The organism is Sphingobium sp. CECT 9361 (assembly GCF_918741285.1).
GTDB lineage: Bacteria > Pseudomonadota > Alphaproteobacteria > Sphingomonadales > Sphingomonadaceae > Sphingobium.
Map to the genome: position 1 here is coordinate 50,119 of NZ_CAKKNC010000015.1, position 22,309 is coordinate 72,427.

The window sequence follows — 22,309 nt, forward strand, 5'->3', positions numbered from 1 at the left end:
CGCAGGAGAGCCTGAAGATGGAAGCGAAAAGACTAGGTAAGAATCAGCAAGCAGATCCGCCGATAGCCCGGACGGGTAGCTCTCATCAGAAAGTCGCGCCGACATACAACCTTTGCTCATCCGATAAGGAACGACAATGATCAAGGCTGCGCGCAGGAAAGCCGATCGCAATCTCGCTGAGATACCCGCATTGGGCCATGGTGATCCTCTGGGCGAAGACGGGTTTTGAGCCGGTTTGCTGTCTGGTCACCGCAGGTCGACGCCTTCAAGGCTGCAGCAAGATGAGCGCTTCCTTGGGTCTGGGCGAAACCATTTTGATGCTGGTAGATGCGCTCGGCGAAGGTGATCTGCTCTATCTTGCCGATGACGAGCAGGATGCCGAAGCAATAGCAAATGGGCTTATGCAGGTTTTGCCTGGTGTCCATGTCGTCTGCTTACCGTCGAGCGATACCTTGCCAGGGGACAGCGCGCCTGCTTCTCCAGCAAACATAGGAAGACGCGTGGCGGCCTTGCGGCACATTCGGCGGCTCGCGCACACGTCGCCCCGCCCCCCTCTTGCAGTCATTATGAGCGGGGAAGGGGCCGCGCGGCTTTACGCGAACCCCGGTGCATTCGACGTTGCCCCTCCTAGCCTGCGTCGGGGCGACCAGGTCAATCCAGTAGAATTCGCAACGCACATGGAGCGGCTTGGCTATGTAGCCGACGATCGGGTTGATGAACCAGGCGAAGTAGCCGTACGGGGAGAGGTCATAGATATCTTCCCGGCAGATTCCGGGCTACCGGCCCGCATCGATATTGCTGACGGTCATATTGTGGGCATTCGACACTATGATGCAGCCAGTCAGCGGACGCTAGAACCGTGCGAAGTTCTCGAGATCGGCCGGGCATCCGAACCGGAATCGCACCGACACGTGACCATTCTGGCGCACCTGCGGCCGGGCCGGATCTACTTCTCGGCGAAGGCCGAGCAGCGTCGCAAGCGTTTCATTCGCTTGGCAACCGAAGCTTCAGCCAGTTCCGCTTCGGCGATCGATGCTGCCTCTGACGCGTTATGGGCAAAGGATCTTGCGCCTTGGCATATGGGCGATCAAGGGGCTTTTGCCGTATCTTCCATTCCCCGTTTTGGAGAAGAACGTTCGCCATTAGCGGCACTCAAGCGCTTTGCTGTACCGCATTTGCAAGAAGGTAAACGTTTGCTTTTGGTCGGCAGCGAGCGTGACGTACGTTTTTTGAGACCAAAGTTCGCTAAGACGTTCCAAACCGCCGTCGAGCCCATAGAGTCGATCGCCGCTGTAGAAGCACTGTCCCCTAACGCCATAGCCGGACTGGTCGCGCCGGTCACGAAAGGCGCTCTTAGCGCGACCCTGGTGCTTATTGCGGCCGCCGATGTTCTGGGCAGCCGTGCACTTTCCAACCCGGGGAAGGGGGGCGCGGCAGCAGGTCTCGCCCATGCAGGCGGTGACGTGCGCGCAGGTGACCTGGTAGTGCATGAGGATCGGGGCGTGGGGCGGGTCCTTGGTCTTGAGCCAGCGCCCGGCGGGAGCGATGCTGAAATGATTGCCCTTGAGTATGCCGGTGGTGCGAGGCGGCTCCTGCCGTCTCAAGAAGCAGGGCTGCTTTGGCGCTATGGTGCCGATGCTGAAGCAGTGCGGCTCGACAAGCTGGACGGTTCGACCTGGTCGAAACGTCGCGGTACGATCGACGAGGCGGTTGCCCAAAGCGCGCGCGTGCTCCTTCAATTGGCGCTGGAAAGAGATACGGTTAAAGCTGCTATTATCGAGCCAGATAGCGCAGCTTACGAACGATTTGTCTCCACATTTGCGTTTAATGAAACCGCCGATCAGGCCCGAGCGATCCAGTCGGTGCGAGATGACCTTGCCAGCGGGCGGCCAATGGATCGCCTCGTGATTGGCGATGTGGGCTACGGAAAGACGGAAATTGCTTTGCGCGCCGCTGCTTTGGCCTCTCTTGCGGGATATCAGGTCATTCTGGCTGCGCCCACCACGGTTCTCGTGCGTCAGCACCTCGAAACATTTCACCGCCGTTTTGCAGATACGGGCATAAACGTCGCCGCGCTCTCGCGCCTGTCCACCGCCGCGGAGAAGAAAGCGGCTAAGGAAGGGCTGGCTGATGGTTCCATCGGCATTGTGATCGGAACAGCCTCGGTGATGGCGAAAGACATTCGCTATGCAAAATTGGGGCTTGTCATCATTGACGAGGAGCAGCGCTTCGGGGCTGCTGACAAGGCAAAGCTGCGGGGGCGCGCAGACCTCCATCTTTTGGCGATGAGCGCGACGCCCATCCCAAGAACCTTGCATCGTGCCATGATTGGACTGCAACAAATGTCGGTGATAGCGAGCCCGCCCGCACGTCGTCAGCCGATCCGCACCAGTCTGAGCAGCCCCGATGATGCAATGATCAGGACAGCGCTGCTGCGCGAGCGGACGCGCGGCGGACAGAGTTTCGTGGTGGTTCCCCGCATCGAGGATCTCGCGTCCATTTCCGCGCGTTTGGCGCGCATTGTGCCAGACTTGGTACTGATCGAAGCCCATGGCCGGATGCCTGTAGCGGCGATCGATGACGCGATGGTGCGCTTTGGTGCCGGGCAGGGCGACGTTCTTCTCGCTACCAATATCATCGAGGCTGGTCTCGACGTGCCGCGGGCCAACACGATGATCGTATGGCGGGCGGACCGGTTCGGCCTTGCGCAGCTTCATCAACTGCGCGGCAGGGTGGGTCGCGGCAATCGCCGGGGCCAGGTCATTCTGCTTACGCAACCTGGAGCGATCGCCGAACGGACTGTGAAGCGGTTGCGAACGCTCGCCACCTACGATCGGCTCGGCGCGGGCTTCGGGATTAGCGCAGCCGACCTGGATCAGCGAGGTTCTGGCGATCCGCTGGCTGATACCCAGGCAGGCCACATGAAGTTGATTGGCGTGGAACTCTATCAACATCTCTTCGAAGCTGCCTTGAAGGAAGCCCGTGGAAAGGACGCTGGCCTCTGGACGCCGGAACTTAATCTAGGCTGCGCTGCGGGACTGCCATCGGATTGGATTCCCGACCCTGATATCCGCTTAGGCCTGTACGTCAGGCTTTCCCGACTTGTCGATGAAACCGGACTTGAGGCGATGGAAGAGGAACTGACTGACCGGTTCGGTCCGCTGCCCTTGGCTGCTGAACGTTTGGTCGCAGTCACCAGGATTGCCATTCTGGCGCGTGCGGCGGGCATTGCCCGCGTTGATGCAGGCCCAGCAGCGATAGCGCTGACCCCGCGCGACGCTACCGCCGACTTAAGCGACTGCCCGCAGCTCCACCGCAAAGACGGCCGCTGGCTTCTTAAGCAGCAGAGTGACGAGGCTGATCGGCTTGTCACGCTGGCCACTCTCCTCGAAAGCCTGACGACTTTGGACCCTCAAGAATGTTCGGCCGCATAGCCCGCGACTGTCTGGCGGTGGAAGTGCGAACGACTGCCAACAGCGCAGCCCTATAGCGCGCGCACGCGCGTCACCCTGGATGCCGGCTGTGGACGCCCATCATCGGGCATCAAACCGGTGTTTTACAAAAGTTAAATTTCGCTTTGTGATCGGTTTTTCGTCGTGGACATTTTGACTACAAAGAAATGCGATGGGTCTGGCAGGGCGCTCAAGCGGGCAGCACTAACGTACATCATGACGATTGTTTACTGCGCTTTTGCAACAGGCTGCCTCGTCGCCCGTTAGTTGCGAGCGGCACGTAAGCCATTACGTCTTCACATGGTTGAAGGCGGCTGATCCGAGCCTTCTAAGCTCTTTCTTGCTTGTCTTTCTAGGGTGACCAACATGACCGCCAGCTCTCTGATCCAGCCAGAATCCGAGCCCGGGATCGCGAGTGCGGAGGCGGGCTTTGTTGTCCTTGAAGGTCCCGGTGGGATAGCTGCGACGATGACGGTCCAAGCAGCCGAACTGACCGCGCTAAGCCTGCACCGCGCCGCAATGGCAGCCGCTGATGGCTTGCGGCGGGAAAGTGACAAGGTGAAATAGCTCTGCGCACGCCCGATGCATCTCATTTGTTCTTGCGTCTAAGTGCATCGACGTTTGTTTCGCCAGATGCCCTGTCTAATAGGCTACAAAGTCTTCGTAAAAAGCCCAACTCACAGGATGCTTGCGCGCACATGGAGACTGTATGGAAAGCATAGCGGGATGGATCGCGCCGATTGCGACGATGGCTGCAGCGATGATGACCGCAGCGAATTTGGGAGCGCGGGTTACCGGATGGGGCTTTGTCGTCTTCGCGCTCGGCTCGGTGTGTTGGGTAGTCGTCGGCATCAATACTGGCCAAACTAATCTGTTGGCAACCAATGGCTTTCTGCTGTTCGTCAATATGGTAGGCATTTGGCGCTGGCTTGGAAAACAGCGTGCCTATGAAGATGGGGGCAGGTCAGCGACGATTGCAAGCCGCCGCTCGTCGGTCCCGACGCTTTTCACCGCCACGGGTATTGCCGGCATGATGACGCAGGACGCCCAAGGCGAGTCATTAGGAAAGGCGGTCGAGGCTTTAATCGAATGTGTCTCCGGACGAATAAGCTATGTCGTGATTGCTTCGGAGCACCATGGATTAAGAGAAGACTTACGGGCGATACCTCTGGATCGCATCACATTGGGTCCTGATCGCATCCGCGTTGGAATGGACAAGTGTGAATTTCATGCTTGGCCCGTTTTGGCGTCCGACGCCTGGCCAGCCGCAGCGGCGCACCGCGAACCCCCGGCCATATCGACAGGAACGGGCTGTAGGACCGGTGCGTGACTGGACCACGACGATCCGCTAGCTATTGCCCAGCAGGTAAGGTCGAAAGAACGTGACGCATAAGCGCGCTCTTTGAGGGTAATGAACGCTTATAAACGAGAGGATTGCCTGGCCACGACTCCAATGGTTTTTTCCATGCCTGCTTGGTTAGCAAGCCTCGGCCATGGATAGAGAAAGGACCAGCAGTGTGACGGCGTTGCGCCTCACAGCGCCCCACTCTGGAAGCGTGTCATTTCTGAGCTGCCAAGGGCGCCATCGTCCTGCACAATGCGGGGAAATTTCCACGGTTTTGTGTCGATGTGCAGATAGTCCCGGTCAAACTCGCCGATTGCAACAAGGGCGTCCCAGTCCAGAATGTCAAGCATCCTGTCGGTTGATGTGGCGACCACATTAGCGTCCCGAAGCTCCCGAAACACCCTGTTGACGTGCACATTGGTTAGGCCAAGCGCATCGGCCAGATGCAGCTGAGTGGGCTGGAGCCGATATTTCGTTTTCGTTCCCAGGCCAGCCTCCTCCAATCTTAGCCCCAATTCGGCAAGAAGATGAGCAAGGCGGCCAACTGCAGATTTGCGCCCTAGATTGACTACCCATTGCGCCAGTACGCACGCATCCACAGCACATTCCCGCCAGAACGCGTCTGCGAGTGCCGGAAATAGTGTCACAGCAGACTTCAACGCATAATGGGGCATCTTGATAATCGTGACAGGGGTCAAAGCCTGTAATGACTGCGCCGTGCTGGGAAAGACGACTGATTGCAGGTTTGCCATGTGACCCGCCACATAGAAGGCGGTGATCTGCCGCCGGCCATCCCGCATTTGCCCGAACCGACCGACAAGCCCTTTAACGACGAGACACGCATGATCGACTTGCTCACCTGGACGAACTAGGTCGCGATCACCCCCAGCGGTAACTGTCTCGTTGGGCAAATGTAGGATCGTGTCGATCTCTTCTTTGCCTAGCTTTGTCCGCGAAGCGAGACGTTCGACAAATATCTGAATGGCCAGATGAGTAGAATAGGGCATGGGCATACTCCGGATAAAGCGGGAGCACTCCAGTGTCTCTCTGTCACCGTTCACTAAGACATTTTACGGCAATGCCCGGGTATTTAATGAACTTCTGAATGATAGCAAATTGCGGTTTGGTATGAAGGCGTTGTTCGCGGGCCGATGCGTTGTATCCACTGAACGCGCGACTGTGACCTGTTTCTGGCTGTTCCGTGCGGATGGCTGCCGCGTTTCGCTCAAAAATAATAACCTCGTCGATGGTTGGTAATATTGTCTGTCCGGCTTGGCTAGAACGATATGAACAGGCTGTCCTTCCTATCGACCGGGGCCAAACGTCCCGACTCGTTTGCAGCGATACTACCCGCGCAAGTGGAAGCCGCACGTACGATAAAGGGCAGGCCCTTGAGGAGCCCGCCGTCCCTTTCACGTGCTTTACCGGCTGCACAGTGGCCAGCAATTGCTACAGCTTCAAGGATCATGTGGCTTTGAACGACATTCCACAATGTTCTACGATCCGCCTACCGCTTCGGGTGGCAATCGGCCCCTGGGGGCGAGCCGGGCAGGCATTTTCAATCCTCAGGTTGGGACCTCGTCTGGACCAATGACGACAATGAACAAGGCGCGATAACGACTGTAACTTTTGAGGCCCAAGACCAACGGACATTACTTCGTTTCCATGAGGTCTATCCATCCAGAGAAGCCTTGGAAGAAGCACTGGAGGGCTCGGCGGCAGGCTTGTCCGAGCAATGGGAGTAGCGCGACGCGTTGATGGCTCGACAAGTCGCTGAGAACCGATCGGAAACGTCAACCGGAGGGACGGATATCTCGGACAGGTAATCTTATGGACCCTTTGATCGTAGTTGGCACATCGCATGCGTTTTTACCGACCAGTCGGTGTCGCCAGTGAGAAGGTCGTTTTCGCTCTCCAAGAGTGGACGGACAGTTGTCGCTCCTTCAGGACTCAGAAGCGGCCAAAGATCTGCTTCCTGTGCGGCAAACCCCTCGAGCCTTTTTTTCGATTTGAGCGTTGTTGCCTTATGAGGACTGTCACTTTGGAACGGCTCGGGGGCTGCGCATGTGATGCGCTGCGATTTATCGTGCGAGGTGAGGCATTGCGGGTAGGAATCTGCCACTGTCTCGTGTGCCAGAAGGCGCATGGTGCGCCGTATTTCGCTTTCGCCGTATTCCCCCGCGCTGCCGTCAGTCTGTCTGGCCCGCATGTACGATGGGAAAGCAGTCTCAACTATCACCGGCTATACTGCGCTGCGTGCGGATCGCGCTTCGCGAACCTCGTCGGAAATGAGGTGGAGCTCCCTGTCGCGAGCTTCGCCGAAGCGGCTGGGCTCGTACCGCAATATGAAAACTGGACTATCCGACGACTGCCTTGGGTCACGCCTCTTGCGGTTCGCCAATTCGAGCGTGATCCAGAAAAGTGAACCTTCACATAAGAGGCACCATGCGGCAGACTACGATGATCCTCACGATCGAAACACCAGGGCAGGGGCTCCATGAGGTGACCAGGCCGATCCTGCGTTGGGTTCATGACAGTGGGATCGTTGCAGGTCTTCTCACAATCTTTTGCCAGCACACCTCCGCTTCGCTTCTTATTCAGGAGAATGCCGCCCCCGCCGCCCGGCGGGACCTCGAAGCCTATTTCGCGTGGATCGCGCCGGAAGACGCGGGGCGCTATGACCATGATGATGAAGGGCCGGACGATATGCCTGCTCATCTGCGCGCGGCATTGACGCACGTGCAACTCACCGTGCCGGTCATCAATAGGGCCCCGGCGCTTGGAACATGGCAGGGCATCTACCTGTTTGAGCATCGACGGGCAGCACATACGAGACATCTTGCGCTCCATCTCATGGGCGAGTGAGTAGCGCGCCGAACGAGGAGACAGAATAATGACTAAGATAGGTGATCTTCGAAACAATGAGTCCGAAGGACGCTATGAGTTGATGATCGACGGACAATTGGCGATTGCCGCCTATGACCGACGGGATGGCGCTTTGGTCTTTACACATACCGAAGTGCCCCACGCCCTCGAAGGGCAAGGCGTGGGCAGTCGCATCGTCAAAGCTGCGCTTGCCGACGTGCGCGAAAAAGGGCTCAAGGTCGTTCCCCTCTGCGAATTTGTCGCGGCCTATATCGAACGCCATCCTGACGATCAGGATTTGCTTGCGCTCGACGCGCCGGGATAGACCTGCAGCGACCTCCTCCGCTCGTTTCCAGAGGTGCACAATGTCAGGAGGGGCTTTCGGTAAATATGTAGACATGCTGGCCGTCACGGAGCGTCAGTGTGCGTTTGCCATTTTGAATGCCCACTAGCAGCTCAATACCAATGAGTTCAGCGTCGCTGGTAATCAAGGAAACAGTGCCGTCATCGTTGCGGCGCGTTACGATCGCGCTGTCCCAGGGGGTAGCGTAAATCCGGGTGGCGTTACCTTTCTGCTTGATCTGCAGGGGACCCAGATCAGGATTTTCGTAGCGGGGAGCGAGGCCCGCGAGAACCTTTGGGTCGCCCGGTACCGTGAGTTTTGAACGATACTCGGCGCTTTCGGCGGCTACGCGCTTCACTGCAGCAGCGACATCGCCTTCCGCTTCAGGCTTGCCATCATAGAGGACCTCGAGGAGCCGGCGCATAAAGGGCCCACGCAAATAAGGGCCATTATCCGCGTTGGTCAGGATGACCGCAGCAACACCCGCTGCCGGGATCGCATACATGTCGCTGTGATAGCCTGCCAGGTCGCCACCATGATGGATAACGGAGACGCCCCACCGCGCATTCTCTTCCAGCCCCATGCCATACCAGATATCCTCGCCGGTCGGTACGCCCCGTGTCCGCCGGGCGAGGAGCGCTTCTTTGGACAGAAGTTGCCTACCGTTGGGCAGCAGCCCTTCTTCCAGTTCGTTGCGCATATAAAGGATCATGTCGTGCGGCGACGACCAGGCACCGCCCGCCGGACGATAGGGTGCAATTGCGCTGTTCAGGTTTTGCGGCAAGATGGTCAACCTGCTGTCCACATCCTCGCCGTGCGGGCTTGCATGATCAGCGGCGAGCGCAGTTTTCATCGACATGGTCGAATCCCTCATATCCAGCGGATTCCATATCTGCTCCTGCACGGCGCGATCGAATGCGGCGCCTACCTCCATGTCCGGATAGTAAAGATGGGCTGCAACATAACCGGCAGCCGCCGCCATCAAATTATTGTACTGAAAGGCTTCACCGAATTTACTCGTCGGCTGCGTGGTGGCGAGTTGTTTGAACGTGTCGGCAGCCGGCGTTTGGGGGGTGGTACTGAACAACCATTCCATGTCCTTACGCGGCAAGCCTGTGCAAGCGCACACAAGATGACGGATCAGGACCGACTTCGTCGTCGCATCGTTGCCGAGGCGAAAGGACGGGTAGACCTTCGTAACGGGATCGTCCCAACCGAGGCGCCCTTCGCTGACCAGCTTTGCAAGCAGCAAGGTCGCCATACTTTTCGTGTTCGACGCGATCATGAAGCGGGTGTGGGCATCGACCCGATCGGATTTGCCTGCTTCCTTTACGCCGACACCCCCTTCATAGACGATCTTACCTCCCGAATAGAGGGCCAGGCCGACACCGGGAATTTTCAGGTCCGCCGCACCCTTCTGCACAAAGTCGATCAGCGTCGCGACACGGGTTTCATCCAGGGGATGGGCTGTTTTGCCAACAAAGCTTTCGCGCTGATAACCAGCCGGTCGCAGGCTCTGGTTGATCTGTCCGATAGCGCCGCTACGTTTTTCGGATGTGGCTTCGCTTCCGTCTAGGATCAGAACCGTCCAGCCGTCGCCTTTACGCCTGGCAATGGAGCGAAGGTCGAGGTGTTCGTTGGGTGAGCTTTCATAGTCGACAACCATCTGCTCGTCCCAACCGTTGCGAGGTGGGCGCAAAGTAGCCAATTTGAACGGATGCGCCTTGCCCGGCCGGTAAGCGTCCCAGGCAGCGGCGGCTGCCGCCTTTCCATCCACCGCCTTGCCAACCTCCACTATCGCTATTTTCAGGTCAGATTCGGGCGGTGACAACACAATGCCGGCCTTCGTTACCGCAGCCATCCATCCTTCAGGAAGGATATAGGTCGTTTTGCCAGTTGTGCTGGATGGTGTATCCGCCGCCGCCGTAGCCTGGGCCAGAGCAGTTTGGTTACAGATGACAGCCACGCTACACAGCAGTATGGCACAGATCGAAAGCGACCAACTCTTCATAGCTTCCCCCCGATAAACCAACAGATTAGTCGCCTCCGCGAAGCCTTTTTGCAAGAGGCAAACAAATCTCCCGAGTTGCCCATTCGAAGCTGGCGCATCCAGGACATTTCAGTGCGGTCATGAGCGTCCTGAGCGGACGACTATGGGTTATCGGTACGCTATGGCGCACGAAGATCAGGCCGCCTTTTGGCGCGCGTGGGATTATGCGATCGACAATCGCTCACCGCCCCGCCTGGCGTTGCGATGCCGACATGAGAATACAGTCTAATCGCGTAGGCGCAGGGACCGTTTAAAAACGTAGCCGCTGTCCCATCACGGCTCGTAAGCGTTCCAACACTTAACCGCCTACATCTGCCCCATGGGTCGCCAGAATTTTTAGATGCAACGGCCCATATCCGCCATTCGTCATAGCTGTGTCTGGCATTCGCCCCTCCTGTCAGGACTGGGGTCGATCCATCGTCATGATGTTTCGGTGGATCAACGGTTGGCACTTTTGTCGATTGCCGATGGTTGCATCAATAAGGAGCGAATCGATAATGGACAGACATCAGATTATTGCCGTTGGCTTGCTCACCCAGCGCGACATCGATCGGCTCGGCGAAGGGTTCAGCAGGATGTTTCCTCTTGAAGGGGCGCACGACTTCGAAGATCTGCTGAAGGCGATTGATCAGGCGGATATTGCCCGGGGCAGCGGTACCGGAAATTTGGAATGCTCGAAATAATAGCTGTCGGGTGGCAGATCACAGCATATTCTCCTGCGCTGCAGTTGCCTCCGCTCCTTTTCGCCTGAACCAAGGCTCGTCCGTCCGATCCAGCGCAATCAAATCATCTGAAAAAGTTCGTGACTGGAAGGCGAGGACATCATCGAGTGAGCCATGCAGCCACTGGTCATACTCATCTGTTTGCAGCAGCACGGGCATCCGAACATGCACGGGACGTATCGCCTCATTGCATTCTGTCATCAGACCGGAATAGACCGGCCCCCATTCATCACTGACGCGCCACATGCCGGCCCAGGCGAATAGTTCTTGATCCTTCAGGCTGATCCATGTGCGCGTCATCCTGCCTGCCGCGCCTTCGGCTTCGGCAAATGCCGTCACGGGTATCAGGCAGCGCCACTGTGGTTCGGGAGCGATGCCCTGCCACATAAAGTTCGACAGATCGGCGATATTGTTGACCGGCCTGGGCTTCAAAGGCAGCCCGGTTTTCTTGCTTTTCATAGGCCTTGGGAAGCCCCAGACCATCGACTGCAAGATGCGCCGACCGTCCTGTTCGCGCGCGACTATTCCAGGATAGCCGGGGTACACTTCATCGGCTGAGTTGAATGCCACAGGAATTTGTGCGCCGAACAGGCTGGCAATCTCGGCAGCGGGCTTCTTGGCGTGGTAGAGGTTGCAGATGTGGACGACCCTCCACTTGCTAGGGCTCGAGCAGCGTTTCGACTCGATCGCTTGCTATCAGATGTCCGGCCTGTTGGCGCGGGAAAATCCCGCTGGCCGAGATGGTGTTCGCTACGCGCATTCCAAACACATGGGCGACATCAAATGTGCCAGTGCAACCTTCGGAGTATTTCGCGTCTCGATCGACCGATCGTTCCATCTACTCGTTCCTGCAGGTTCGACTACGGTCCACAGTGGCAGGTACCTTGTCAGCTCGCCTGCTGGGGCCCGCCAACCCGCTCAAGACATTTGGCAAGGTGCTACGGAACCACTGCATTTCTTAAAACCCGTCGGCCGCGTACCATGAACGTCCTTCCGAGACTGCAGTCGACGGGTGCGACGGCGTTCCAGCGGGTTAGGGGGGGGCTGCGTCAAATCGATGATTCGGTTTCAATCTCAAACGCAGTTTTTGCCATCGTCTGTCCGTTCACGATCAGCTCGACCTCATGACAGCCCGGATGGTGGCGACGCGTGCTAAAATTCCGGATAGCCTGCCGAACGCCAAGCGTGGCAGCCTGCCCGGCGGGAAGGTCGAATGTCTTCAGCTTGAAAACTTTGCCCGCAGTCCTGCCGCCAGCGCGTGTATAATGAACGCGATAATCCACGACCAGACGTTGAGCATCCGGCGATGTCGAGATCAGCTCGACATTGATGGTGATAGCCTGCCCGAGCCGCACATTTCGTGGTTTGATCGAGAAGTCTTGTATGGTGACTGCGGCACCATCGCCAACGCCAATGAGGGCCAGCGCACGCGGGTTACCCTCCTTTATCAAGGTACGCAGGGCATGGCGGATGATCCAGGTTGTGCCGGGATCGCCGTTTTGCCAATCCGCAAGTCGGTGCAATAGCCAGTCCGGGCGATCCTTTGCGATATCGTTCAGATGATTGGCGACCGACTTGCGAACATAGGTGCTGGGATCGGCTTTGAGCGATTCTAGGATCGCTACTGCAAGCGTCGGATTGGCCTTGAACGCCGGGATGCGGGAAGCCCATGGTAATCGCGGCCTGCTACCTTCGCTCGCGAGCCGGCGAACATGTTCGTCTGGGCTACCGGTCCAGCGCGCCATTATGGCAAGGGTTCGCTCTGTGTCCTGAGCCAGAAACGGACGCACGGCAAACTCGGCGGAGCCGAAGCGGGTCAAATGGGCAAGCGCATCCAACGACCTGTCGACATCATCGAGCCCATATCGCGCCACAAACTCAGTGACCGCAATCGCCTGGAAACCATGGGTGAGTTGTGGCGCCATGGCGCCTACGATCTCAAGCGCATCCTCAAACCGGTCGGGGAGTGCGGCTTTGAGGGCATCAGCGATATGGCGGACGCGGCCCATGATCGAGAGCCCGGCAAGTCCGTTAGATGCTGAGCTGAGAAATACGGCTTGGTCGAAGTGCCTTGATACCGAAGCTCCAGCGCTGGCGATGACTCTAAGCGCCGGCGGTCCAAGAATGTCCTTGAGAAGCGCAGGCGTGGTTGTGTTGGTCATCGTAAGGGCGCTTATAATCAGATCGAAGCTATATGGCGATTGTGCAATGCGCTTGGCCGACCTTGCAAACACCGCTCACTATGATCCCGCGATTTGGCGCACCGGTAGGTGACCAGCATACACCGTTCTGTAGCAGGACCACGAACGGTGGCTTCTTCCAAGACCGGTCATTCGCCTGCCATCAACCTTCGCCGCCGTAATGCGCCATGTCTTGTTAATCCGGTGCGATAGCGCTGCGCTACAATCAGCCTTTTGCTGCCGGGCAGCAACTAGAAGGCCATGGTCAATGTTGCCCTGGACATCGTGCTTAAGGTGAGGACAACGCGATGCGCGCCCGAAGGCCAATATGTCCTTGCGCGTAACGGTGGGGGGGGGGGGGCGCAGCCCCGAAAATAGCCGAGCAGAGTTAGGCGGCGACGCGTTTTTCATCCAGCTTGCAAAGCAAGGCATCAACTTCGGAAGCTGGAATTGGTCGACTGAATAGGTAGCCTTGTATCTGGCCGCAGCCTTCGGCACGCAGGATGTCTAGCTGCTCGCTGCTTTCCACGCCCTCGGCTGTAGTTTCCATACCGAGCGCATCGGCCAATGACGTGATCGCCCGGATAATAGCAGTTGCGCCGTCATGGGCAAGCAGATCGACGATGAAGCTACGGTCTATCTTCAACTTGTCGAACGGGAAGCTGCGCAAATAACTAAGCGAAGAATAGCCCGTTCCGAAATCGTCGAGCGCCACCCGCACACCCAGCGCGCGCAAAGAATGAAGGGAGGCCAGCGTGGCTTCAACATTGTCGATAAACAGGCTTTCGGTGATTTCCAGCTCCAGCCGTTGCGGCTCCAGGCCAGACCGCGCAAGTGCCTGCAGAACAATGCTGTTCAGCATTGAATTTCGGAACTGAACCGGTGAAATGTTGACCGCAATTCGGATGTCGCTCGCCCATGTCCCTGCGATACGGCAGGCCTCGTGAAGTACCCATTCGCCGATCGGAATGATGAGCCCTGTTTCCTCTGCCAACGGAATAAAATCGGCCGGCGAAACCATGCCGCGCACCGGGTGGTTCCAGCGTAACAGCGCTTCAAAGGCTGTAACGCGATTTTGCGAGAGGCCGAACAGAGGCTGAAAATGCAGCTCTAGCTCGCCTTTGTTAAGCGCATCGTGCAAATCTACTTCCATCGCCCTGCGTGCCTGGGCTTCCGCGTCCATTGTGCTTTCGAAAAAGCGGTGACTGGCCTTCCCGTCATGCTTGGCGCGATAAAGCGCAAGATCGGCGTTTTTCAGCAAAGATGTGGCGTCCCGCCCGTCTTGAGGGGCAAGGGAGATACCCACGCTCGTCCCGGTGACAATACGGTGGCCGTTGACTGCGAAGGGTCGACCCAGCGCCTTAACCAGGGAGCGGCCTGTCTGATCGGCGCTTGTACAGCCATCTTGAACGATGATTGCAAATTCGTCGCCGCCAAGGCGGGCGATAAAGCCGTTGGGACAAGTCTGCGTCAATCGCGTTGCAACCTCACACAACAGTGCATCGCCTGTTGGATGACCCAGAGTGTCATTCACGCCCTTGAAATTGTCGAGGTCGAGGCAGAATAATGCAAAGCCGGACCCGCCCGGCCGTTGCAGTGCCAGAGCAATCTGCTCGCGCAGCAATACGCGGTTTGCAAGCCCGGTCAGTGAATCGTGGAAAGCCATATGAGCGATCTGTCGCTCGCGCGTTTCAACAGCATTGACCATGCGGTTGAAACTGCGTGCCAAACGGCCAATTTCGTCGCGCGTTTCCACATTCACTTCGGCATGTTCGCCTGCACTCACCTTTCGAGCGGCGCGTTCCAACGCGACGATAGGTTTTGTGAGGTTACGCGATGCTACCCAAGCACCGACGATTGCCGTGATTCCGCCCAAGCCACCAAAACCGAAGAGCGCCCACAAAATTGGTGAATAGCTAGCGAGCGCATCGGTTAGGCTATATTTCAGCACCAGCAATTCACGGTCGGATTTTATCAGAGTCGGGACGGCCCGGCTCTGGATGAGTATCCGCTTTCCGTCTTGCTCGACCTCGCGTGTCTTGATCCCGACGCCTGATTTGTCTGCCCGCGGTACAAGCTGTGGAGCCAAGTCGATCGACGTCAGCTTGGCCAACGCCTGAAGGTCCCGTGGACCCATATTACGAGCAAACACGACCCACCCCATGAGTGCCGGTGCTTGGATCCGAGCTGCAGCGACCATGTGGCTCTCTCCAGCCCATCGCACAATGCCCTGTTGCTGACCTGCGTCCAATGCATCGTACAGTTGCGTTCGTTCCCGCACGGAAATTTGCGACAAATCTCCAGCGAGAGTACCATCAACGCCCACGAATATTGCTCGGTCGAGCTGGAACCGCCCCCGAAGACTGTGCAGTGCGGATTCGATTGTCGGCACATCGCCGGTCCCCACAGCCTCACGAAATCCAAAATCCCCGGCCAGTACGTTGCCTGCCTGACCTAATTGATGGAACTGCAAAATCGCAATCCTGTCGAACAGGGCGCTACCAACTGCCATTTCCCGGCGTATGACGCTTTCTGCATAGCTTTCAATCGCCTTGCGCGTACCATAGAGTGACAATATCGATACTGCGACGAATAGCGCGCCGTAGAACATCGTCATCTTCAATGTCAGCGTGGACTGCATCCGCAATATCCATCGCAGCCACGTTCGGCGCAACCTGGCAGACGCGATCATCTGGCGCTGCGCAGAGCTAATGTGATCGTTTTTGTCGCGCTGCCGCGGGGCGGGATCGGAACGTTGATGACCAACTCATTGTCTTTAGCTTTTAGCAGCGGGTGCCATACGGTCATCTTGGCCGTACCGGTGGCGAGGCCGCCGAGATGCGCTTGGCCCGCCGCATTGCTCTTCGTTGCAAAGGGCGTATCGACCACCTTGATGAACCCGCTCATCTGATCGTGAATGTTGCAGCCCAAGGCGACAGCGCCTGCGCTTGTGAAGGTGTAGCTGCGGCTCTCATCCTGGCCAAACAGTTTGATCTCGAACTTTGCGGGCTTGGAGAAAGAATAGATGTGATGACGAACCTTATCCTTATTGGGAAAACGCACAGTCGCGCCGACAGGCACAATTAGGACATGGGGCACGAACGCGATGTTCTGCTGTACCATGCTGGTGCCCCATGGGAAGCGAATCGGCTCCGACGGTACACCTCCCGCCGGCCGAACTGTAATGACTGCGTCGCTCACCGCTTTGCCCGCGGCATCAACAATTTTCAGGTCGAGATCCCCTGCCAGCGCGGGACTGGAAAGAAGAGAGAGCGATGTGACAAAAAAGCGAAAGATATGCATATGCAGCATCTTAACGCCCAATATTGAATAAATACTTAGTCCGGGCCGAAGGTCGCCAGTGGGCGGTAACATGGTGCGACACACGATTTTTTAACCACGTTTGGCATAACAACACAGCATGACCTATCGCCGCGCTTTAGTATTTGTCGCCACCACACTCACTGTCATTTCTCCGCAAGCAGGTTTTGCCAAACCGCTCCGTCATGGGGGAAAGCTACTGCTCACTAGCGGCATATCCTCGCTGGAGGGGGCTGCGGGCGGCGGGCTTACTCCCTGGGCCGTGATTGCGGGCAACGAAACCAATGAAGGTATTGGCCTTTCGGTGCATGGAACGCTGGTAGAGATGACGGATTACGACTATCAGAGTGCAGGTATCGCATTGGGGTTCCGTGACCGGTTGGAACTCAGTTACGCGCATCAATATTTCAACACGAATGACATCGGGACCGCGCTGGCCTTAGGTAAGGACTATGGCTTCTCGCAAGATGTGATCGGCGCAAAGTGGCGCGTGGCGGGTGACATTGCCTATGACCGAATGCCCGCTGTTGCTGTGGGCGTGCAGTACAAGAAGAACAATAATGGCGCGGTCGCACGTCTGCTGGGCGCACGCCAGGACGAAGGCGTCGATTACTATGCGTCCATCAGCAAGCTGTTTCTATCGCGTTCCATATTGCTATCAGGCACTGCGCGGTTGACCAAGGCGAACCAACTTGGCCTTCTGGGTTTTGGTGGCGACAAGAACAAAAACTATACGCTTCAGTTGGAAGGATCGGCTGCGTGGCAATTGTCGCGCCATCTGGTGGTGGGCAGCGAATTTCGCAGCAAGCCTGACAATCTCGGCATCGCCAGGGAAGACGACTGGTTTGACGCCTTCGCCGCGCTCGCCGTTACGCGCAATGTGACGGCCACGATTGCCTATACCGACCTTGGGTCAATCGCCACGGTTTCGGGCCAACGCGGCGTCATGTTGTCGCTTCAAACTTCCTTTTAAGGGTTGCCGGTCATGTCACTTCTGTTTGCCTTGCTCCTGCTTCAGGCTTCACCAGTTGCCACATCTCCCGCTCGCCCTTATGCGGTTCCCGGGGAAGAAGCAGTCGATCCGTATACGGTTGAAGATGTTAACGTCGGCGCAAAGCCCTTCGACGGTGATGGCATGGCAGAGGCGTTCCACGGGCAGGAAGGTATACGGCGTATCGTGGACCGCATGGTCACATTGTCCTATGGCGATTCGGAAATCGGTGAAATTTTCAAGGGGCATGATAAAGTCCGGCTCAAGCGCACCTTGTTCGAACAGTTCTGCTACATCCTGAACGCCAGTTGCATTTATACTGGACGTGACATGGTGCGTTCGCACAAGGATCTTGGTGTGCACCGCAAGGATATGAATCGGCTGGTCGAATTGCTCCAGCAGGCAATGCGTGAGGAGGGCGTCGACTTCCAGGCGCAGAACCGGCTCTTGTCAAAGCTCGCACCAATGCACCATGATATTGTTGGTCGATGACATCGATCTTCGACCTTAGCACAACCGCAGATACTCAAAACTGAGCGCTTTGGAAGCCATCAGGCAGCCTTCCAGACGCGGTTTAAAATTTCGGCAACTAGCGCAGGTTTGTCGTAAGGCAGAAAGCAACGGTTATTCGCTGTCCTTTCCCCATAGTTGACGTAAGCTGAAAGCTAGGATTGTAGGATCAAAGGGCTTGGTTATGATGCCATTGGCACCCTTGTCACTATAGCGGGCAATATCCGACGCCCGTGCGCTGGCTGTGATGAAGTAGATCGGCAGTTTCGTCATTGTGGGGCGACTGCGCAGCTTTCCAAGCAGTTCGATACCGCTCATGTCGGGCATCATCATATCGATCAGCGCCATGTCTGGCTCGAACCCGCCTGCATCCAGCAGAGCAAGTGCTTCTGCACCAGACGACAAAGACTGCAATTCTATGTTCGGGTCGAGTCGCAGTGCCATTTCGACGATCGTTCTTATGTCGTTCTCGTCATCCACATATAGGATCCGCAGCCTGTCGTTCATGGCCTTTTCTCAGCAGAATGCCGCTGCGTGAGGCTTATGACGGTCTCGACCAGACTGGGTAAGGAGCGTTTCGATTTCAGCAGCACGGCCTTGACGTTCGGTGCGAAGGAAGCAGAGCCTGTATATTGCGCCGAATACACTATGACGGGAATGATCCGGTCCGATCCCGCCCGATCGAGATCGGCCAGGATATCTAGGCCCGACCCATCCGGAAGCGCGATATCCACGATCAGAAGATCGACATTTTGCTCGGCGAGAATATGTCGTGCTGTCGAAAGGTCGCTAGCCTTTGCAATGCGCGCATGACCGCTAAGCGCGCGTGCTGTTAATTCCAGTGTGTCGGTGTCGTCGTCGATGTGCAGAACGAGTGGCATGGCCACCGCCGCACGCTCGACCGCCGTGCCCAAGGCATGATCGAGGCGGGATGAGGCGATAGGCTTGGCAATCCAGTCTATAACATCGAGCGCAGCTGTTTCCTTCGCAGGGAGCGCCGGTATTTCGCTCGCGATTGCAATGATGGGCAGCGATCTATGCTGCGGATCGGCGCGGATATCCTTCAATGTCGCCAAAGCGTTCTGTCCGGCAAACTGAACATCCAGTATCAGCGCTACATAGTGGCGATTGGCTAGAGCAGCGAGTGCCGCATTGCGATCGGCCACTACGTCCGTCAGTATCTCCCGGCGGGAGATAGTGGCGCGGATAGTCTCCGCCTCAACCGTATCGCAAAAGAGTAGAAGGCGTGGCGCGCCGATCCTGTCCCTTTGCCTGCTAAAGCCATTCCACAGCGGCACAGTGAACGTGAAAACGCTGCCCGTGCCCGTTGCCGTATTCCGCGCGGGTTCCCACCATATCTGCCCACTATGACTGTGCACAATCTCTCTTGAAATAGCGAGGCCAAGACCTGTACCGGGGGTCGGTCCAATCCGGTGCGCGCTTTGGGCAAAGCGCGTAAACAAACGCTCGCGCAAGTCGGGTGGGATGCCTGGTCCCTGATCGATGACCGCGACTTGGCCGTGGCCGGATTGCGTGTCCAACCGCAATGTAACGGTCCCGCCTTCTGGCGAATAGCTAATCGCATTGGACAGCAAGTTTAGCACGACCTGCATCAGGCGGTCGGTATCGCCATGGATAGGCATAGGACCCGCACCGCTGATCAAGTCGAGATGAATATTGCGCGTCGCCGCCATACCGCGAACAGCATCCAGGCTGCGACCTGCAATATCGTGCATGTCCCATTGCGCGAAATCGAACGTCATCAGGCCGGCCTGCATCTTTTCCACGTCGAGCAGATCGTTGACCAGCCGGATCAGGCGGTGGGCATTATTTTCTGCGATCACCACCAACCGCTGCGCATCGGGCGGAAGTTCTTGGTCCGCCCCGCCGCGCAGCAGCCCAAGAGAACCAAGTATCGAGGTCAACGGGGTGCGCAGCTCATGGCTTATGGTGGAAAGGAACTGATCCCTCATTTGCTCCGCCTTTGCCCGCTCCGAAATGTCACGAAAGGCCGCAACGATATGCATGCCATCATCCAGCGGCATGGTACCCAGTGCCACTTCCACGGGCACGACCGCACCGGTCGCGGTACGGGCTTCCAGCGGGGTACGCAGGGGAGCTGCTATGACATCACCTACCACACCCAGCCTGTCAAGAAACCGACCTTCCCCCGGCGCAATATCGACGATCAGCGACAGGTCGCGTCGCAGCAATTGCTGCGACGGATACCCAAACAGCCGTTCGGCAGCAGGATTGAGCATTTCCATGCTGCCGCTGGGGTTCACCAATATTATGGCATCGAGACTATGACGGAAAATGGCAGTCTGCCGCGCTGTGGCATCGGCCACCTGTTGCTGCGCCCGGTAACGGGCCGCCCTTGCTGCGTGAACAATAAATGCGCCCAGTATCGCCAATATAGCGGACAGGAGCACGACAACCCATGCGGCAGTGCGAATGATAGTGTTACGCTTATCCTCAGCTGCAAGATTCCGGGCGAGCATCGCGTTTTGATCGCGCACCATGGTCGCGACATGAGCGCGAAATTCATCCATGATCGTTTTGCCGCGCCCCTGTATAACCATGGACGCTGCGGCAGCTTGCCCGGCCGCATTCCGTGCCGTCAGTACCCGCTCCATTTCCTTAAACTTCAGGTCGATCAGGCGGCGCAGTTTCGGCAACTGCGCAAAACTACTCGGATCATCGGCCAAGATTCGTTCCAGCGACGCCAGATCTTTGGGAAGTGTGAGACTGGCCCGTCGATAGGGCTCAAGAAAAGTGCGATCACCTGTAATGACATAACCGCGTTGCGCGGTTTCCGCGTCCTGCACAGCCGAGAACACCGATTCGATCGCGATCTGCCGTCGGAATGATTGGTACACAGCATCATTTGTTTGCGCGGCGCGTCGATACTCGCTGGCAAACCAGAGCGTCAAACCAGCCAAAAGCATCGGAATAAGCGATGCGCCAACCATGCTGCGCCATAGGCGCGGTGCCGTAAGTGGCACGGGCATCGCCGTCACAGTGACGATTCTGCGTAGGGATCGATCAGGGGACGCATGGCCAACATAGCCTGCAATCTATTGGTCACGCCAAGTTTGCGAAAAATGGACGTCAAATGTGCTTTGACGGTCGCTTCGGTAAGATTGAGGTCGGCCGCAATCTGTTTGTTGAGATGACCGCTAGCCAGCGCGGACAGCACACGGGACTGCGCCGCCGATAGGCTCTGCAACCGCGCATTGAGATCGGCAATGTTGGCGGGCACTCCAATATTACTGGAGAAAATTTGCTTTCCCGTAAGCAGCATGTCGATGTCGCGCACCAGCTCTTCAAGCGGCTGGGATTTGAAAAGAAAGCCAGCGGCCCCCAAAGCCCGTGCAGTCGCGATGATCGAGGGTTGCGTATAGGCGGACAGAAGCGCGATTGGCGTATCGCTCAGCGCATGCCGCATGCGAAACAGACCGTTGAAGCCAATGCTGTCCGACAAACGATAGTCCAGCACCAGCAGCTTGTAGGGTTTGCGCCGTCGTGCCAAATCTTCGGCGGCTGCTATGGTATCTGCAACATCGACCATATATTCTGGATGACGGATACGTATCGCCATCTGCAATCCTTCCCGGATCAACGGATGGTCGTCCGCCAGTAATATTCGGCCCTCTCGCATATCGTTTCCATTCACCGTCTGCGCGTTGTGTCGGAACGTGTAAGTGATAATACGTATGATTGACGATTTTTGAGAGGGAAGTCCATGATTTTCATGGAAAAACTCTATATTGACCGCTTATGCAGATTATGGACCACAATGCCCTCTATCTCCTGAGTGTGGACGATACTTGCCGTCGACTGATAGAGATGTGGATGACCGACTGCTCATGGTCGTGCCATTATAAGGAAAATGTGGGGCAGTTACTGGCTGATGTCTCGGACCGGGTGCCTGCCATCGTGCTGATCGATAGCGGGGTCGTAAGCGATATTGCGACAACGGTGCGCGCGCTTCGAAGTTTGCCAGGATCGGCGTCTGCGCTGCCGATACTGTTGCTGACACCGCATGTCGAAGAAGCGGGACAGGGTTGCAACGCTGTGCTCCATATGCCGCTAGTGCAGGACAGGCTGCTGGACGCGGTGAGCGAATGGACCGGGCCGCTAGACGACAAAGCATTCCGGTCCTTAGACAATCCTTATTATCGACTGATACGGGTCGTCGGTCAGAGCATGGCCGCGGGAATGCTGACGCGCTGTATTGCAGCATTGCGCCAGGCACTGGAAAAGATTGCAAAAGGCGCAGCGCCGCAAGCCATTGCCCATGATGTTGCCGGGATGTGCGGAATGATGGGATTTGAGAAGCTCAGCACGGCTTGGTCTGCGGTGGAATATGATGAACCGGATGCGTTGGAAAAGGCCATTGAACTGACGCAGGCGACTATTGAACGTAAACCAAGCCGCTGAATTTCCCACGTTTCTTCCAAAAGAAATTTAGACATTAGTCTAAATATTCTCTATTTGTTCTCATTTTGGAGAACTTTCTTAACCAAA

Annotated in this window: 19 protein-coding genes; 10 read left to right on the plus strand and 9 right to left on the minus strand. The window is 57.0% G+C overall.

What is annotated here, in order from left to right:
- Window positions 1-281 precede the first annotated feature (281 nt).
- The 3 genes from LQ220_RS18035 (at window position 282) to LQ220_RS18045 (ending at window position 4,782) form a co-directional block, all read left to right on the plus strand.
- Window positions 282-3,434 (plus strand): DEAD/DEAH box helicase, encoded by a 3,153-nt coding sequence (locus tag LQ220_RS18035; protein ID WP_230189527.1) that lies wholly within the window; start codon window positions 282-284, stop codon window positions 3,432-3,434.
- Window positions 3,435-3,818: 384 nt separating this feature from the next.
- Window positions 3,819-4,019 (plus strand): hypothetical protein, encoded by a 201-nt coding sequence (locus tag LQ220_RS18040; RefSeq protein ID WP_230189528.1) that lies wholly within the window; start codon window positions 3,819-3,821, stop codon window positions 4,017-4,019.
- A 181-nt stretch (window positions 4,020-4,200) separates the two neighbouring features.
- Window positions 4,201-4,782, plus strand: a complete 582-nt coding sequence (locus tag LQ220_RS18045) for a PRC-barrel domain-containing protein (RefSeq protein WP_230189572.1) — start codon at window positions 4,201-4,203, stop codon at window positions 4,780-4,782.
- A gap of 203 nt (window positions 4,783-4,985) precedes the next feature.
- On the opposite strand, the gene LQ220_RS18050 is transcribed toward LQ220_RS18045, so the two are convergent.
- Entirely contained in the window at window positions 4,986-5,810 is an 825-nt protein-coding gene (locus LQ220_RS18050; RefSeq protein WP_354958112.1) for a Crp/Fnr family transcriptional regulator, read from the minus strand.
- Window positions 5,811-6,823: 1,013 nt separating this feature from the next.
- On the opposite strand from LQ220_RS18050, the gene LQ220_RS25055 reads away from it, so the two are divergent.
- The 3 genes from LQ220_RS25055 to LQ220_RS18060 are packed head-to-tail and all read left to right on the plus strand — an operon-like array spanning window position 6,824 to window position 7,987.
- The gene (locus tag LQ220_RS25055) at window positions 6,824-7,222 is read left to right on the plus strand and encodes a GFA family protein (RefSeq protein WP_354958114.1); all 399 of its coding nucleotides are present in this window, start codon (window positions 6,824-6,826) and stop codon (window positions 7,220-7,222) included.
- A gap of 20 nt (window positions 7,223-7,242) precedes the next feature.
- Window positions 7,243-7,662: a secondary thiamine-phosphate synthase enzyme YjbQ gene (locus LQ220_RS18055; protein ID WP_230189529.1), complete on the plus strand. Its 420-nt coding sequence runs from the start codon at window positions 7,243-7,245 to the stop codon at window positions 7,660-7,662.
- Between the two features lie 28 nt (window positions 7,663-7,690).
- The gene (locus tag LQ220_RS18060; RefSeq protein ID WP_230189530.1) at window positions 7,691-7,987 is read left to right on the plus strand and encodes a GNAT family N-acetyltransferase; all 297 of its coding nucleotides are present in this window, start codon (window positions 7,691-7,693) and stop codon (window positions 7,985-7,987) included.
- A 43-nt stretch (window positions 7,988-8,030) separates the two neighbouring features.
- Here LQ220_RS18060 and LQ220_RS18065 read toward each other — a convergent pair whose 3' ends face one another.
- Window positions 8,031-10,016, minus strand: a complete 1,986-nt coding sequence (locus LQ220_RS18065; RefSeq protein ID WP_230189531.1) for a serine hydrolase domain-containing protein — start codon at window positions 10,014-10,016, stop codon at window positions 8,031-8,033.
- Between the two features lie 536 nt (window positions 10,017-10,552).
- Here LQ220_RS18065 and LQ220_RS18070 point away from each other — a divergent pair.
- The gene (locus tag LQ220_RS18070; protein ID WP_230189532.1) at window positions 10,553-10,738 is read left to right on the plus strand and encodes a hypothetical protein; all 186 of its coding nucleotides are present in this window, start codon (window positions 10,553-10,555) and stop codon (window positions 10,736-10,738) included.
- An 18-nt stretch (window positions 10,739-10,756) separates the two neighbouring features.
- Here LQ220_RS18070 and LQ220_RS18075 read toward each other — a convergent pair whose 3' ends face one another.
- From LQ220_RS18075 to LQ220_RS18090, 4 genes are all read right to left on the minus strand, one after another.
- Window positions 10,757-11,464, minus strand: a complete 708-nt coding sequence (locus LQ220_RS18075) for an SOS response-associated peptidase family protein (protein WP_354958130.1) — start codon at window positions 11,462-11,464, stop codon at window positions 10,757-10,759.
- A gap of 362 nt (window positions 11,465-11,826) precedes the next feature.
- Window positions 11,827-12,939, minus strand: a complete 1,113-nt coding sequence (locus LQ220_RS18080; protein WP_230189533.1) for a DNA alkylation repair protein — start codon at window positions 12,937-12,939, stop codon at window positions 11,827-11,829.
- Between the two features lie 406 nt (window positions 12,940-13,345).
- Window positions 13,346-15,568, minus strand: coding sequence for an EAL domain-containing protein (locus LQ220_RS18085; RefSeq protein WP_230189534.1), 2,223 nt, complete (start codon window positions 15,566-15,568; stop codon window positions 13,346-13,348).
- 77 nt (window positions 15,569-15,645) lie between these two features.
- Entirely contained in the window at window positions 15,646-16,260 is a 615-nt protein-coding gene (locus LQ220_RS18090; RefSeq protein WP_230189535.1) for a methylamine utilization protein, read from the minus strand.
- A gap of 118 nt (window positions 16,261-16,378) precedes the next feature.
- Here LQ220_RS18090 and LQ220_RS18095 point away from each other — a divergent pair, with 118 nt between their 5' ends.
- On the plus strand, window positions 16,379-17,251 hold the full coding sequence (locus LQ220_RS18095; protein ID WP_230189536.1) for a DUF3034 family protein: 873 nt from the start codon (window positions 16,379-16,381) through the stop codon (window positions 17,249-17,251).
- Between the two features lie 12 nt (window positions 17,252-17,263).
- The gene (locus tag LQ220_RS18100; RefSeq protein ID WP_230189537.1) at window positions 17,264-17,761 is read left to right on the plus strand and encodes a group 1 truncated hemoglobin; all 498 of its coding nucleotides are present in this window, start codon (window positions 17,264-17,266) and stop codon (window positions 17,759-17,761) included.
- A gap of 132 nt (window positions 17,762-17,893) precedes the next feature.
- On the opposite strand, the gene LQ220_RS18105 is transcribed toward LQ220_RS18100, so the two are convergent.
- From LQ220_RS18105 to LQ220_RS18115, 3 genes are read right to left on the minus strand one after another with little or no spacing between them, the layout of a single operon-like run.
- Window positions 17,894-18,286 (minus strand): response regulator, encoded by a 393-nt coding sequence (locus tag LQ220_RS18105; RefSeq protein WP_230189538.1) that lies wholly within the window; start codon window positions 18,284-18,286, stop codon window positions 17,894-17,896.
- Window positions 18,283-20,784 (minus strand): CHASE3 domain-containing protein, encoded by a 2,502-nt coding sequence (locus tag LQ220_RS18110; RefSeq protein WP_230189539.1) that lies wholly within the window; start codon window positions 20,782-20,784, stop codon window positions 18,283-18,285. The genes LQ220_RS18105 and LQ220_RS18110 overlap by 4 nt, the downstream gene beginning before the upstream one ends.
- An 11-nt stretch (window positions 20,785-20,795) precedes the next feature.
- Complete coding sequence (locus LQ220_RS18115; RefSeq protein WP_230189540.1) at window positions 20,796-21,440, minus strand: response regulator transcription factor; 645 nt, start codon at window positions 21,438-21,440, stop codon at window positions 20,796-20,798.
- A gap of 128 nt (window positions 21,441-21,568) precedes the next feature.
- On the opposite strand from LQ220_RS18115, the gene LQ220_RS18120 reads away from it, so the two are divergent.
- Entirely contained in the window at window positions 21,569-22,222 is a 654-nt protein-coding gene (locus LQ220_RS18120; protein WP_230189541.1) for an Hpt domain-containing protein, read from the plus strand.
- The last annotated feature ends 87 nt before the right edge of the window (window positions 22,223-22,309 follow it).